Source organism: Candidatus Sphingomonas phytovorans (assembly GCA_029202385.1).
Lineage (GTDB): Bacteria > Pseudomonadota > Alphaproteobacteria > Sphingomonadales > Sphingomonadaceae > Sphingomonas > Sphingomonas phytovorans.
In genome coordinates this window covers 2742268-2756900 of record CP119314.1, presented here as the reverse complement: position 1 = coordinate 2756900, position 14633 = coordinate 2742268, and the positions used below count along the sequence as shown (strand labels likewise).

General features: G+C 67.2%; 14 protein-coding genes. 5 read left to right on the top strand and 9 right to left on the bottom strand.

All coding sequences use genetic code 11. The features are described 5' to 3' along the window. Positions 1 to 1395, top strand: coding sequence for an efflux transporter outer membrane subunit (locus P0Y59_12575; GenBank protein ID WEJ97804.1), 1395 nt, complete (start codon positions 1 to 3; stop codon positions 1393 to 1395). A 37-nt stretch (positions 1396 to 1432) separates the two neighbouring features. Here the strand turns inward: P0Y59_12575 and P0Y59_12570 are convergent, their stop codons facing one another. Then, a complete protein-coding gene (locus P0Y59_12570) occupies positions 1433 to 1924 on the bottom strand; it encodes an MliC family protein (GenBank protein ID WEJ97803.1) in 492 nt (163 codons plus the stop codon). Positions 1925 to 1979: 55 nt separating this feature from the next. Then, positions 1980 to 3569, bottom strand: a complete 1590-nt coding sequence (locus P0Y59_12565) for a DHA2 family efflux MFS transporter permease subunit (protein WEJ97802.1) — start codon at positions 3567 to 3569, stop codon at positions 1980 to 1982. A gap of 61 nt (positions 3570 to 3630) precedes the next feature. Here P0Y59_12565 and P0Y59_12560 point away from each other — a divergent pair, with 61 nt between their 5' ends. The 4 genes from P0Y59_12560 to P0Y59_12545 all read left to right on the top strand — a co-directional run bounded on the left by P0Y59_12560 (position 3631) and on the right by P0Y59_12545 (position 7377). Then, entirely contained in the window at positions 3631 to 4224 is a 594-nt protein-coding gene (locus P0Y59_12560; GenBank protein ID WEJ97801.1) for a TetR/AcrR family transcriptional regulator, read from the top strand. Continuing rightward, positions 4221 to 4664: a PaaI family thioesterase gene (locus P0Y59_12555; GenBank protein ID WEJ97800.1), complete on the top strand. Its 444-nt coding sequence runs from the start codon at positions 4221 to 4223 to the stop codon at positions 4662 to 4664. The genes P0Y59_12560 and P0Y59_12555 overlap by 4 nt, the downstream gene beginning before the upstream one ends. Before the next feature lie 2 nt (positions 4665 to 4666). Beyond that, positions 4667 to 5770, top strand: a complete 1104-nt coding sequence (locus P0Y59_12550) for an HlyD family secretion protein (GenBank protein WEJ97799.1) — start codon at positions 4667 to 4669, stop codon at positions 5768 to 5770. A 161-nt stretch (positions 5771 to 5931) separates the two neighbouring features. Then, entirely contained in the window at positions 5932 to 7377 is a 1446-nt protein-coding gene (locus P0Y59_12545; GenBank protein ID WEJ97798.1) for an amino acid permease, read from the top strand. A gap of 17 nt (positions 7378 to 7394) precedes the next feature. Here P0Y59_12545 and P0Y59_12540 read toward each other — a convergent pair whose 3' ends face one another. The 7 genes from P0Y59_12540 to P0Y59_12510 all read right to left on the bottom strand — a co-directional run bounded on the left by P0Y59_12540 (position 7395) and on the right by P0Y59_12510 (position 14627). After that, positions 7395 to 7712 (bottom strand): LuxR C-terminal-related transcriptional regulator, encoded by a 318-nt coding sequence (locus tag P0Y59_12540; GenBank protein WEJ97797.1) that lies wholly within the window; start codon positions 7710 to 7712, stop codon positions 7395 to 7397. A gap of 24 nt (positions 7713 to 7736) precedes the next feature. Further along, a complete protein-coding gene (locus P0Y59_12535; protein WEJ97796.1) occupies positions 7737 to 8873 on the bottom strand; it encodes a hypothetical protein in 1137 nt (378 codons plus the stop codon). Between the two features lie 26 nt (positions 8874 to 8899). Continuing rightward, positions 8900 to 10597, bottom strand: a complete 1698-nt coding sequence (locus P0Y59_12530) for a hypothetical protein (GenBank protein ID WEJ97795.1) — start codon at positions 10595 to 10597, stop codon at positions 8900 to 8902. Positions 10598 to 10599: 2 nt separating this feature from the next. Further along, positions 10600 to 11943 carry a hypothetical protein gene (locus tag P0Y59_12525; GenBank protein WEJ97794.1) on the bottom strand — a complete coding sequence of 448 codons (1344 nt, stop codon included), beginning with the start codon at positions 11941 to 11943 and terminating at the stop codon, positions 10600 to 10602. A gap of 5 nt (positions 11944 to 11948) precedes the next feature. Further along, on the bottom strand, positions 11949 to 13079 hold the full coding sequence (locus tag P0Y59_12520) for a hypothetical protein (GenBank protein ID WEJ97793.1): 1131 nt from the start codon (positions 13077 to 13079) through the stop codon (positions 11949 to 11951). Between the two features lie 69 nt (positions 13080 to 13148). Continuing rightward, a complete protein-coding gene (locus tag P0Y59_12515; GenBank protein WEJ97792.1) occupies positions 13149 to 14066 on the bottom strand; it encodes a hypothetical protein in 918 nt (305 codons plus the stop codon). A gap of 189 nt (positions 14067 to 14255) precedes the next feature. Next, positions 14256 to 14627: a hypothetical protein gene (locus tag P0Y59_12510; protein ID WEJ97791.1), complete on the bottom strand. Its 372-nt coding sequence runs from the start codon at positions 14625 to 14627 to the stop codon at positions 14256 to 14258. Positions 14628 to 14633 lie beyond the last annotated feature (6 nt).

The following is a 14633-nucleotide window of genomic DNA, read 5'->3' as shown; positions in this document are numbered from 1 at the left end:
ATGCCTCGTTTCCCTGCCGTACTGCTCGCGGGCGCCGCGCTGGCCGGCTGCACCGTCGGGCCCGACTATAAACGGCCTTCGGTACCGTCGGGTGTGGGCTGGACTGAGCCCGGCACGCCTGGCGCGGTCGACCTAGCCTGGTGGGACCGCTTCGGCGACGCACAGCTTTCGGCGCTGGTCGCGCGCGCGATCGGGAACAGTCCCGACCTCGCCGAAGCCGAGGCGCGGCTTGCGGAGGCGCGTGCGAATCGCCGTGCGGTGGCGGGCACGCGCCTGCCCTCGGTGACGGCAAATGGATCGGCGACCGAGAATGTGCTGAGCAGGAATGGGCAACTGCCGATCGGTGAGATTCCCGGTTTCCAGCGCGAGTTCCGCCTGTTCGACGGCGGTTTCGACGCGAGCTGGGAGATCGACCTGTGGGGGCGCCATGTCAGGCAGGGCGAGGCGGCGGCGGCGCGGGAGGAAGCGGCGCTGTTCGCGCGCCGCGACGTGATGCTTTCGCTGATCGCCGAGGTGGCGCGCAACTATCTCGACCTGCGAACCGCGCAGGCCAATGCCGCGACGGCCCGGGCGACCGCTGACGCTGATGCCGATCTCGCGCGGCTCACCCGGTTGCGTTTCGGCGCGGGTGAGGCCTCGCGGCTGGATGCGGAGACTGCGGAGGGCGCGGCGCGCGCAAGCGCCGCCGCCGTGCCGGATGCCGAGGCGAACGCGACGGCGGCGGCGTATCGCATCGCGACGCTCGTCGGTTCGACGCCGGAGGAGGTTGGTGCCACGTTGCGTATGCCAGCGCCGTTGCCGATCAGCCCGGACGAGATATTGGTCGGCGTGCGATCCGACCTGCTTGAGCGTCGCCCTGACGTTCGCCAGGCCGAACGAGAGCTTGCGGCGGCGACGGCGGATATCGGGGTCGCCACGGCCGACTTGTTCCCGCGCTTTAGCTTGTTGGGTGGCATCGGTCAGCAGGCGCGCAATCCAGGCGACCTGTTCTCGGCCGACAGCATGCGGTTGCAGGTCGGGCCGAGCGTCTCCTGGCCGATCTTTTCGGGTGGCACGATCCGCGCGCAGATCCGCGCCGCCGACGCACGCGGGCAGGGCGCGGCAGCGCGTTACGAGAAGGCGGTGCTCGGCGCGCTGTCGGACAGCGAGACGGCGATCAACCGGTTCCTGAATGCGCGAATCGGGGCGCAGGAGGCGGCGGCTGCGCTGGTCCGCGAGCGTTCCGCTTTCGCGCTGTCCGAGCAGCGTGTGGCGAGTGGCGAGGACGACCGGCTCGCGCTGGCACGGGCACGCAAATCGCTCCTCGTCGCTGAGCGGCGGTCGAGTGACGCAGCGGCGGGCAAGGCGCAGGCGGCGGTTGCGCTGTTCAAGGCGCTCGGCGGCGGCTGGAGTTAACGCGGTATCGCATGCTCCTGACCGGCACCGCTGGTTTTCAGTCCACCGCCTCGCATTGGACGATCGTTTCTCCGGGAGAGTCTTTCGGGCTATTGCGCTGCGCCTGCACGAGCGTTGCGCTTGTACCTCTGACTGACCATGTCAGGCTCTTGCCGGGGGTGATGCCGTCGTCCGTCCTGTATGGGCCGCCCGAGGCGCCGTCTGCGGCGAGCAGTGCCATCGTCTTGCCGGCGGCGGTCAATCGCGCAGTGCCATCGTCGGCACCATAGACGACCTGGACCATGAGATCCTTGCCACAGGCAAAGCGATCGGGCGTATCGTCGTCGGCCGCGTCGGCGTTCGCCGTCGTGTTGCGCGCGTCCGCCTTGGCCTCGTTGGCGATATTGTCTTCGACCGAATCCTGCTCGTTTTGCAGTTCGGTCTCGACCACGGCCTCGCTGGGCTGATTGGCGCTATCCGCCGCATCGGATGCCGGAAGTCGGCACCCGGCAAGCAGCGTGATCGCGAAGCCTGCAAGCAAGAGGCGCATTGATTGTCTCCCTAGGCCCTCGATATCCAGTGAACGAGCGCTCGGGTAAAGACCGTTAATGCGCGTCGACCGGCGCGGCGCCTGCCTGCTTCGGCGGGCGGCAGAAAGGCACCATCACCAGGGCGGCGATAAACAGCCACGCCATGATCCGGAACACATCGTTGAAGGCGAGGGTCAGCGCCTCGCGGCCGACGATCCGGCCCATCACCGCTTCAGCCATCATCATCGCGCGAGCCGGGTCGGGTGTCATCGTCTGCATCATGCGCGCGAGGTTGCCGAGCGTATCGGTGGCGATCCGTGAGGAACTGCCCAGCGCTTCGCCGATCCGCAGGGCGTGGAGACGGCTCATGTCCTGAAGCCAGGTCGTGACCAGCGCGATGCCGATGGCGCCGCCGAGATTGCGCATCAGGTTGAACAGCCCGGATGCATAGCGCAGTTCCGGCCCGGCAAAGCCGTTGAGGGCAAGGCCGACGCTTGGGACGATGCACAGCATGATCGCGAAGCTGCGCACTGCTTGCGGCACCAGCAGCGCGGCGAAACCCCAGTCGGGCGTCATGTAGGAAAAGAGCCACAGGCCCGCCGCGAACAGGCTCAGGCCGAAGGTGATGATGATCCGCTGGTCCACCCGTTGCGACAGGGCGGCGGCGATCGGCACGCCGCAGAACTGAACGACGCCAGCGATGAATACCGTCGTGCCGATCTCGCTGGCGTTGTAGCCGCGCACCCGGCCGAGGAAGAGCGGCACGAGATAGGTGCCGGCATAGAGGCCGAAGCCGATCACCAGGTTGAAGGCGCAGGCGAAGACGAACGTCGGTTTTCGGAAGGGAGAAAGCTTCACGATCGGGCTGCTCGACCGGAGAGAGCGTTCGAGGAACAGCAGGAAGGCGATGAACGCGACCCAGGCCGCGGCGGCGATGCCGGTGTCGCCGAACCAGTCGTTCTTCGGCCCCTCCTCAAGCACATATTCGAGGCCGGCGAGGAATACCGCCATCGAGGCGAGATGGACCCAGTCGATCCTCCTCAGCATCGACAGGTCGGCACGGTCGACCTTGATGACCGCGATCGCGAACAGGGTGACCAGCGTGCCGGGCAGGACGTTGACGTAGAACACCCAGCGCCAGCCCGCCGCATCGGTGATCCAGCCGCCGAGCGTCGGCCCGAGCGTGGGGGCGAGGACGGAGACCATGCCGAGGATGGCGGGGATCATCGCACGCTGCTTGCCCTCGAACATCGCGAAACCGGTGGCGAAGACAGTGGGGATCATCGCGCCGCCGACGAACCCCTGAAGCGCGCGGAAGGCGATCATCGATTCGATGCTCCACGCCAGGCCGCACAGGGCGCTCGCGACGGTGAACAGCCCAGCCGAGAGCGCGAACAGCCAGCGAGTCGACATCGACTGGGCGAGGAAAGCGGCGAAGGGGATCATCACCAGCTCCGCCATCAGATAGGCGGTCTGGACCCAGCTTATCTCGTCCGGCCCGGCGGAAAGGCCGGCCTGCACCTCGTTGAGCGAGGCGGCGACGATCTGGATGTCGATCAGCGCCATGAACTGGCCGAACGCCATCACCCCGAAGATCAGGAATTTCCGGACATCGGGAAGCGCCATGGGATCGATCGGCGCACCGACGACAGGAGGGGGTGACATCGGTGCTTGTCCTTGGCAGCCTTTATATTATATGCATCATATAAAGGAGATCGACAAGGCCATGCGCTACGACAGCGATCACAAGAGCGAGACCAGGCGGCGTGTCCTGAAGGAGGCGGCGCGGGAAATCCGGGCCAAGGGTCCCGGGGGTGTCGGCGTGGCCGGGATCATGGCGCGGGCGGGGCTTACCCATGGCGGCTTCTACGCGCATTTCGATTCGAAGGAGGCGCTGGTCGCCGCCGCCATCGAGACGATGTTCGAAAGCGCCGGACGCCGCTTCGACGCCACGGCCGCCGGCGACGATCCGCGCGCGGCCCTGCGCGCCTATGTCGATTTCTATCTTTCGCCCGGGCATCGCGACGCGCGCGAGCATGGTTGCCCGCTGCCGGCGCTGTCCGGCGATCTCGCGCGGCTCGATCCGGAGGCGCGGACACGTTTCGGCCAGGGGGTGGCAGGGTTGACCGGGCGGCTGGCCGATGCGCTCGACCGGCACGGTATTGCCGATTCCGAGGCCGCGGGCGGATCGATGCTCGCCGAGATGGTCGGCGCGGTGACCCTGTCACGCGCGGTTGCCGATCCCGCCCAGTCCGATGCGATCCTCGACCGGGCCAAGGCCTCGGTGATCGCCCGCTTCTCGCTCGGGGAAACGCAATGACCGATACGATCGACCGGACCGCGATGAGCGGCATCGAGCAGTTGCGCGCGATGATCGCGACTGACGCGCAGCCGCCGATCGGCAGGACGATGGATTTCTCGCTGGTCGAGATCGACGAAGGCCGCGCGGTGTTCGAGGGCAATCCCGACATGCGCGTCTACAATCCGATCGGCAGCGTGCATGGCGGTTATGCCGCGACCCTGCTCGATTCCGCCTGCGGCATCGCCGTGCATTCGAAGCTGGCGCCGGGCCAGGGCTATACCACGCTTGAATTGAAGGTGTCCTATGTGCGCGGCATGACGGTCGATACCGGCGTGGTGCGGGCCGAAGGTGTAGTGATCAGCATGGGGCGCCGCGTCGCTTTCGCCGAGGCGAAGCTGACCGACGCCTCGGGCAGGATCCTCGCCACGGCAACCTCCACCCTGCTGGTGATCTCATGAACATGGCGGCGACGATCGACGTGCCGGTCGATGCGAAGCGGCGATTCAGGGTCAGCCGCAATCCGCTGGTCGCGGCGGCGATCGCGCTGGTGATCGCGGTGGCTGGTATCGCCTGGCTGCTGTCGCCGCGCACGGCCGAAAGCACCGACAACGCCTATCTCAAGGCCGACAGCAGTTCGGTCGCGCCCAAGGTCGGGGGGCTCGTGTCGGCGGTGCTGGTGCGCGACAACCAGCCGGTGAGGGCGGGCGACCCGCTCGTGCAGATCGATGCGCAGGAATTCGACGCGAAGCTCGCGGCCGCCCGGGCGGCAGTGGCGGATGCCGATGCTGGCGTGGCGACGGCACGAGCGGCGCTGGCGGGGCTCACCGCCGATGAAGGTCTTGCCGCGGCTCAGGTGCGCGCCGCCCAGACGTCGATTCAGTCAGCCGATGCCGAATATGGCCGTGCCTCCGCAGACCGCGATCGTTTCGAGACGCTGGTGGCGCAGGGGTTCGTCACCCGACGCGATGTCGAGCGTGTCCGGGCGACGGCGGTCGGCGCCGCGTCTGCCCGCGACCGCGTCCGCGCCGATCGCGATGTGACGAGCGAGCAGGCGGCGGTGACTCACGCGCGTCGGCCGGTGCTGTTGGCGCAACTCGCCCAGGCCGAAGCCGCGGCGGTGCGGGCGCGGGCGGCGCTCGATCTGGCACGGCAGGATCAGGGGCACACCATCATCCGCGCGCCGATCGACGGTGTGGTAGGCAATCGGCAGGTGCAGACCGGCGACTATGTCCAGCCCGGATCGCGGCTGCTGACGCTGGTGCCGTCGCAGGCGCTTTATGTCGTCGCCAATTTCAAGGAGACCCAGACGCGGGCAATGATTCCCGGGCAGGTCGCGGCGATCAAGGTCGATGCGCTGGACGGCGACACGCTGACCGGCAAGGTCGAGAGCTTCGCGCCGGGGTCGGGATCGGAGTTCACGCTGCTGCCGTTCGAGCCGGGCTCGGGCAATTTCACCAAGATCGTCCAGCGCGTGCCGGTGCGGATCAGGCTCGATCCGGGTCAGCCGGCGATGGCGCGGTTGCGGCCGGGACTGTCGGTGACGGCGAAGGTAAGCCTGCGGTGATGCTTCTGCCTCTCCTTCTGTGGGAGAGGGAGAAATGGGGGCATCTCCATGATTGCCTCTCCTGAAACCGATCGGTCGGGCTGTAGCGCCGCAATCGCGCGCGTCAGCATTGCACCGATGTGCCGAAGGGGCTTAGGTTCGCGCAAAATCCGGGGGACCAGATGCGCAGCCTGTTCAGATTGAAGACCATCGTCGCGGGCGAGGAGCAGCCCGAGCATCAGCGCCTCGCGCGGACTCTCTCCTGGCCGCATCTCGTCGCGATGGGCGTCGGTGCGATCGTCGGCACCGGTATCCTGACGCTGATCGGCGTCGGGGCCGATCGGGCCGGGCCGGCAGTGCTGCTGAGCTTCGCCGTCGCCGGGGCGATCTGCGCCTGTGCTGCGCTCTGCTATGCCGAAATGGCGACGATGATCCCGGCGTCGGGCAGTGCCTATACCTACAGCTATGCCGCGCTGGGCGAGATCATCGCCTGGGTGGTCGGATGGAGCCTGATTCTCGAATATTCGCTGGTGGTGTCGACCGTCGCGGTCGGCTGGTCGGGTTATGCCGTCGGGTTCCTGAAAGGGCTCGGCGTGATCCTGCCTGACGCGATGACTCACGGACCGTCGCTTGAAGGAAGCCTGGCCGATCACAGCCTGCATCTCGCCAATGCCGGCATCAACGTGCCGGCGATCCTGATCATCGCGGTGGTGGCGGGGCTGCTGATGCTCGGCACGAAGGAGAGCGCGCGCCTGAACTCGGCGCTGGTGATACTGAAGATCGTGACGCTGGCGCTGTTCGTGGCGGTGGCGCTGCCGCATTTCGACGCCGCCAACCTCCACCCCTTCGCGCCGAGTGGTTATGGCAGCGTCGCCGACGATCACGGGGTGAAATATGGCGTGATGGGCGCGGCCGCGATCATCTTCTTCGCCTTTTACGGCTTCGACGCGATCTCGACGGCGGCGGAGGAGGCGAAGAACCCCGACCGCGACCTGGCGATCGGTATCGTCGGATCGATGGTCGCCTGCACCCTGATCTACATCATCGTCGCCGCGGCGGCGGTGGGCGCGGTGCATTACACCGTCTTCTCGAAGAGCGCCGAACCGCTCGCGCTCATCCTGCGGGAACTGGGCAGCGGCGGCGTGGCGACGGTGGTCGCGGCCGCCGCAGCGATCGCGCTGCCGACGGTGCTGCTCGCCTTTCTCTACGGGCAGAGCCGGATCTTCCTGGTGATGGCGCGCGACGGCTTCCTGCCGCCGGCGCTTGCCGAAATCTCGACGCGCGGCACGCCGGCGCGGATCACGGCGGTGACGGCGATCTTCGTGGCTATCCTTGCCGGGCTGCTGCCGCTCGACGTGATCGCCTCGCTCGCCAATGCCGGGACGCTGTGCGCCTTCGTCGCGGTGGCGACCTGCGTGCTGGTGCTGCGCCGGCGCAGCCCCGGGGCGCGGCGGCCGTTCCGCACGCCGCTTGCCTGGGTGGTGGCGCCCGCCGCGATCCTCGGCTGCTGCTATCTGTTCATGAGCCTGCAGCGGGTGACTCAGATATCGTTCCTGATCTGGAACGGGATCGGGCTGCTGGTCTATTTCCTCTACGCACGGATGCGCTCGCTTGAGGGGCGGGCATAGGGGCGTCTTGCCGCGGCTCAGCCGGGCAGGCGGGGGGCGTTCTCATTGGTCACGAGGCGGCAAAGCTCGACGCGGCGATTGATGTCGAGCTTGGCGAAGACTCGCCGCAGATGCGTGGATACGGTCCAGTGGCTGATCCGCAACGTCTGGGCGATCTCCTTGTTGGACAGGCCGCATGTCACCAGCTGCGCGATTTCCCGTTCCCGCAGCGACAGCAACTCGCTGGTGGGCGCGGGCTTGTGAACGGTCGGGGTCGCCCGGCGCCCGGCGATCACTCGTTCCGTTGCGTTGATTACCCAGTTCTCGGGCTCTCGCGCGCGGAGGCTCGCTGACATTGATCCGTCCCCGCTAATAGTTAATCAGAAGAGTGATGCCTTTGCTGCGCGCGCAGCCGGCCTGAACGAAACGACATTGTTATCGATCAATCCCGGTTGTTTGCGCAATCCCAACGACTCAGCGCTTGTCAGCCAATCGTCGCATGCGTCGACAATAGCTTCAAGTAGAGATTCGAAATCAATTCGCACCGTTGTGAGGAGATAATCCTCCGCCAGCCAGCGTAATATATCACGCCCGGTGACCGCCATACGACTGCGCTGAGATGTTACGGGGATTTCGTGGAGATAGCGCTTCATTACTTCCTCCAGCACGTCCCAACCGCTATCTGCACCGAACAGATTGACGATATCTGGCGAACCGAGAATGTCGAACGCTTCCTGGAGTAGCGAGAGGACTTCACTGCGCAGCACGGCGACATGGCCGTAGGAGACGTGTTTGAGATTCTGGCGCAGGTCCAGGCCTGAACGCCGCACCACCGCCATGCTGCCGAACGTCTCGCGCCCGCCATCGGGACGCAGCACTTCCGACACGCGCTTGTCTTCGAAGAAACGCGATACGTGCTGGCAGAAGGTGCTGAGCAAGGCGTGGAAGGCGATGTTCGGCTCGGCACCGGCGGGCGGCAGGGATTCGGTATAGCCGAACACCTTGCGATAGACCGACCGCCGCTCGCGCTGGGTATAGCGCAACACCCGTTTGCGATCGAACTGATAGAGCGCCAGCGCGCCGGGCCCGTCCGAAAGCCGCACCTCGCCCGACTGGAAGAGTTGCTGAAGCTTGAGCACGGCGCGGAACACGCCGGCGCGCTCGTGCTGGTAGATATAATAGAGATCGCCGACCGCCGCCAGGCGCTCGCGGCTGATCTGGTCGTCATAGGTCGGCACCAGCCCGACCGGTCGAACTTCGTCGAGCCGCGACGCGACATTGTCGCCGAGGCCAATCAGGCGGGCGAGGCCGTTGTCGCTGTCGGGTGCACCGGGATCCGGCTTCAGCGCGTCCATCAACAGTGCCTCGGCATCGCTGATATACTGGTTGATCAGCTCGGCCTGGGCAGGCGTCTTGGCCAGCTCGTCGCGGGCGTCGCGCACCATCGTCGAGCGAAGGGCCTGCAAGGATGCAAGCAGATCGTTGAGTTCACCCAGGGTTTTCGGATTGTTGGCCATGGCGGTCTCTCCGGTGCGTTGATCGATCAGGCGGTGGCGGAATAGTGGGCGCGCGGGTTTCCGCCGAGTTCCCCGGCATTGTCGGCGGCAGCGGTCAGGTAGCCGGTCAGCTCGACCAGCTGCTGGTGCGCGCCCAGTCGCGCGATGCCCATGCTGCGCGCCGCATGCTTGAAGCAATTGGCTGCCTCGGCCAGCGCGGCCAGCTCAAGAGCGAGGAGCACGGCTTCGCTCTGGCGCAATTCAGCGGCACGGTTGCCCGCCTGTGCAAAGGGCCGCGCGACGCTGTCCACCCAGCGAAGGAACTGGCCGATGGACAATTGGGTCCTCGTCCCCTTGCCATGCGACAGGAACTGGACTTCCTGTTCGTCCATGTCGGTGCCCGATTGCTCCAGCGCGGCTTCAAGCAGATCCACGCTGGTCAGCGCGCAGGTGAGCTGCGCCTCGAGACGCGCGGCGTAGAGGCCGAGGCGATAGCGGTGCGGGTCGCGGATGAGGCGCCCGCCCATCGAGGCGAGCAATTCCAGCAGATTGGCAAGCTCGGCACGCAGTTCCTCGTCCTCGACCAGGCTTGTCGGGGCACACACCTCTTCGTCGCGGAAGGTCGACAGCCAGGCGATGATTCTCTCGATCCCGTCGCCGGGGACGAGGGAGAATGTCCGCGCCTTGGGAAGCGCCTCGCCTTCCTGCAGATACTCCAGGATCGCGAGCACCAGCCGGTGGAACTGGAAGGTCGCGCGAGCGGCGTTGATCCCCATCGGGTCGCGCGCGCTGGCGACCAGGCCATTCAGCTCATCGCGAATGGCGGCGCGCTCGCGCGGCGGGCCGGCTTCGGCACCCCGCGCAAGTTCGAAACGGGTGGTGACGGGCAGCCGGCCGATAATGTCCTCGACCGCGTCACTTTCTGCCTGGAGCAGATCGGCATTCACGCGCTGGCCGCCGCGCAGCAGATCGGAATCGCCACTGGCACCGCGCGTCACGGTCCGCCGGTCGGTACGGTAATAGACGCGGTATCCGTCCTGTTCCCTGAAGGCGAAATTGTTCCTGAGTGCATCGATCAGGCGCTGCCGCTTGACCTCCACGGTGCCGGTGTCGCCGAGTGTCGGGAAGCCGGCGGTGTTGAGCGAGGCGGCCATCTGGTCGGTCACCGTCGCGAAGGCGCCCGAGCTGCGCCCGCGGGCAACCGAACCCCCTCCTTCCGAGATCATCGTGGCGAGGGTGATGCCGAGTTCCTCGACCGCAACGGCGGTTGCGTTGTCTTCCGGTTCCATGGTGCCTGTCTCCTTCGCGTCGATGCTGTGCGAAAAGTCTCTCGCCGCCTCGGCGAGGGACCCCGTCGAAGCCTTTATTGTGTCGAATTGGCTTTCCAGATCGGCCCACAGGCGCTGGAGCTTCGGCTGGGCGGACTTGCCCGAGACTTCGTCGAGCTGGCTGTCGAATTCGACGATGAAGTCGATGCTCAGGACGCTGTCGCCCAACGCCTCATGCAGCGACAGATAGGCCGCGATCGCCTCGCCATGGCCGCCTTCCGCAAGGCTCTCGATTGCCGTCGTCGAGTGATGCTCCGCATTTGCCAGTCCCTCGCGGGCGGTTGCCAGCAGCCGCGTCTCGTTGCCCCTGCTCAGTTTCGCGACCATCTGGCGCGCTGCCTTCGCCAATTGGCGAAGGGCGAACAGCTCCTGCCCGAACCGCTCTCGCGCGGCGCTGGTGAAGGGGTCGTCCTCCATCGTCAGCACCTCCCCAGCGCATCGTAGAAGTTGCGGTGGATCGTGGCGGGCGAGACCCGTGCCCAGGCGAGCGCCTGGCGCGCCGCCGCGATGAGGAAGCGTTCGGGAAGGATGCCGGTATCTGTGCCGGTCTGAAGCCGCTCGGCGGCCTCACGCACCAGCTCGGCATGCTTCGGCTCGAACCGGATGACATCGGCGAGTGCCTTGCCGCCATATTCGTCGAAGCTTTCGAAACAGATCGCATCGAGCACCGCATCGATCTGCTCGGGCAGCCGCGCCCGCACCCATTGGGGTACGGGCTTCCAGGCGCTCGCCGGATACAGCGCGTCCCAGGCGCGGCGAAAGGCGGCTGCGTCGCCGGCGAAGCCGATGCGCTCGAGCAGGCGGATGTTGAGCGGGACGCGAATGATCGGGGTGGGATGCACCGCCTCGTCGTTCCACGCCGCCGTCGAGGCGCGCGACCGGCCGACCACGTCCATCAGCGCGCCGACATAGGCAGGCCCGATCAGCAACAGGCCGGAGAGATCGGCATAGGTTTCCTTGTGCCAGCGCTGCCATACCTCGGCATTGCGCGCCGGGAGCCTGTGCGCGGCGAAGGAGGTGGCGATGCGCCGGGGCATCAGGTCCCACAGGCCGAGATCGCTCTGGAGGTTGTGCGACACCTCATGCGGCACCGCGCCCAGCGACCAGGGATTGAGCAGCCGGTGATACGGCACCTTGACCAGAGGGAAGGGGTTGAGCTGCTGCCCAAGCTTGCTGAGCCGCACGCCCCGCCGGAACGTGGCCGGACCGAAGCCGGTCTCCATATAGGTGAGCGGGGAAGGCGACGGGATCGAGCGCGCCTTGCCGAGCCCCATGTACACTGCCTGGTAACAATCGAGCGCGATTCGATCGAGTGCGCCGAGCCAGGGCGCGAACGATCCGGTGCGCTGGCCGAAGACGTTCAGGTAGAATTCCCAGATCTGTTCTGTCTCCCGCGCGCGGGTCTCACTGCGTTCCTTGAGATTGAGCAAGGTGGCGCGCCCCTTGTCGCCGGCGCCGGCGAGATCGCGGGCATGCAGTGCGAGGTCGCGTTCCTCGACCTGCTGGCGTCGCCGGGCAGCGTCGATCAGCGCGTTGACCGTCTTGAGGTGGGAGCGGTCGGGCGCATTCGGGCCGCGGCCGAACTCGCCCTCACGGAAGGGGCGCATGCCGCTCACATAGCGGTCGGCATTCACTGCCGTCCGCCAGGCGAAATAGGGCAGCGCGCTGGCCCCGCCGGCCGGGTCGGGCGTGCCGGTGACGGCGCCTGCTCCCGCGCCGGTGGCCATGCCCGCCGCCACGGCGTCGAGGTCGAGAAAGGCCATGGCGCTCACGGTGCCAGCTCGGCCTGGCGTTTGCCGCTGCTCTTCTTGCCGGTGGCCACGACCGCCGCCACCGTCGCCAGCATCTTGAACGCCGGGGAAAGGTCGGAGGCGACGACCGCGTTGACGGCCTTGGCGAGGGCTGACGTGTTGACCTGATCGACGATACCGAGTTCGGTCGCGGCCGAGGCCACCGCCGAGGCTACCACGGCACTGATGACGGTGCCGTCCAGCGTGCCGCCGCCATCGGACGAACTGATCAGGCTGACGATCTGCTGGATAAAACTGCTGCTGGCCAGGTTAGCCAGTCTGTCGACTACCTCCGGCATCACGCCGCCACCGGGATAGACGATCGGCAGCATCGCCCTTCTGAAGGATGCCGGCGCGCGATTGCGGATCAGCGCGATCGCCTGTTGCCGCGCACGCGCGCGGTCTTCGGCACCCTTCACGCGTTGTTGCGCGCGGTCGGTCCTGGTGCGGTCGACACCAATGGCCGCCTGCTTGTTGGCGCGGCTCCGTTTCGAGGTCGGGTCCATCGCATGGTCGGCCTCCGATTCGGATGACATGCCCCGTTGCAGGCGCGTGATCGCGTCCGTGGCGGCTCGGCGCAGCGACGCGAGCTCGTCGGCGCGGACTCCGGGCGTGGCGCCGTTCGGCCGCGCGGCGTCGATCGGGACAGGCGGCGTTTGCGGACCGGGCACCATCCATCGCGGAGCAGGCCGTGCTGTCGTCGGGAGGGCGGGGCCGCGTCCAATGCCGGCCATCGGCATGGTCGGTGGGCGGGGGCCGATCGCCGGACGGGGACCCGCCGGGGTCGTCATCGTCGGCGCGGGCCGTGTTGCCGGGCCGCGCGTATCGAGTTGCGCCAGCGTTCCAAGTATCTGCTTCAGGCCGGTAAGCGCCGTACGCAGTTGCGGGTCTGCGCGACCGGCTGGCGTCGCCGCCACGGCGAAGCCTGTGGCGGCGAGCTGATGCGCGCCCGCTTCGGCGCGGTGGACATCGGCGAGGAAACGGTGCCGCGCGATGGGCGTGGCCTTGCTCCAGGAGGCGGCGCGCCATTGCTTCAGGCGCGCTGCCTGCTGTCCAAGCGCCTTTGCCTGGGCCATCAGGGCAGGTGTCGTCGGGACCGGGTTTGCCATTGCTACCCTCCGCAAGTCAGCATTCGGGGACAGGCGGTGCGGGGGATCGCCCGCGCCGCCCTGCGCGCCTCAGAAGAAGCGCTCGGCGCCGGCCACGGCCCGACGATCGATGCCGCGCTTCTTCGCCGCATTCTGCGCGAGCGCCTTGGCGATCGACTGGGGATTGGCCAGGGTGCGGCTGGCATGCCGTGCCATCACCCGCACCGCGGTCTTCGGCGTCACCGGCCGGCCGGTCTGGGCCTTTTGGGTGAGCGTCGCCACGGTCTTCTTCTGGATGGTCGGCAGCATGCGGATCAGCGCCTTGGCGCGGGGATCGCCGGTGGCGGACAGGCGGCGCGCGACATCGCTACCCGCCTTGGCGAGCACCGGTACGACTGCCCGCACTGGCAGAGGGGCGCGGCTGGCGATCGTCACGGTGATGGCGGAGCCGAACATGCCGGCATCGTTCGGGTTCGCCCTGGTCGCCGCGACCGCCATCGATTCCGACAGCTGATCGTCGTCGCGGGAGACGCGCACCGGCGCATTCAGCTCGTCCTCGGTCTCGCCCTCTTCCTCGCCCTCCATCTGCTTGACGAAGCCGCCGAGCTTGCTGCCGAGCATGGCGCCCGCCGGGCCGCCCAGCGCGCCGCCGATCACCGATCCGATCTGCGGGGCGAATTTCTTGGCGATCGGCGCGACGACCTTCGCCGCTTTCTTGGCCGCGTCCCAGATCTTGCCGAAGAATTCCTCGCCTTCCTGGTCGCCGAAGGGATCGAAGCCTTCGCCTTCGAGCTCGCCTTCCCAGTAATTGTCGGCGGCGCCAAATTGGTCGAAGCCGTCGCCATATTGGTCGCTCAGCTGATCGAAGCCGTCGCCAGCGAAATCCTCGAAGTCGCCGCCAAAGCCCTCGCCTTCATATTCGGCATTCATGAAGCCATAGCCGCCGACCTCGTTCAGCTCGAACGGGTCGCCTTCCAACTCGCCGAAATTCTGCTGGTTCTCGTACATGGCTCGCCTCCTCGCGAAATCTCGACCCGCAGGGGGTCCGGCGCGGGTCTGCTCCCAGGTCCGCGAGAGGATATGACCATGTTCAGGTGGTCCGCCGGTAGTCGCGTGCATCGACTACCATAAGTGGGGTAGCATGTTTGCCGGCGAGCGCGGCTGTCAGGGCCAAGCCAGGCCCGGGGTCGGGCGAGGTCAGCCGGCGCAGACCAGGGCGAGGATTTCGTCGCCCGAGGGTTGTTCGTTCAACGGCTGGGTGAAGGGCTTGGCCGGGTCGGGCTTCCTGACGCCGGTCTGCACGCCCTTGTCGTAGAGTTCGGCACGGCCGATCGTGATCAGCTTGCTCTGGCAATCGAGCATCACGTCGGCGATCGCGTAGCGCGGATCGCCGATCTTGCCCGCGCGCAGGCGGAAATAGCGCAGCGTGCCCGATGTCTTGATGCTGTCCGTCGCGACGGCGCTGGCATAGCCGTCCGCCGTGACGAAATCCTTCCATTGCTCCGCCGCCGCAGCGACGGGAACGGCGGCGACCGCCAGGGCCAGAGACCAGACGATCGCCGTTCGCATCATGTC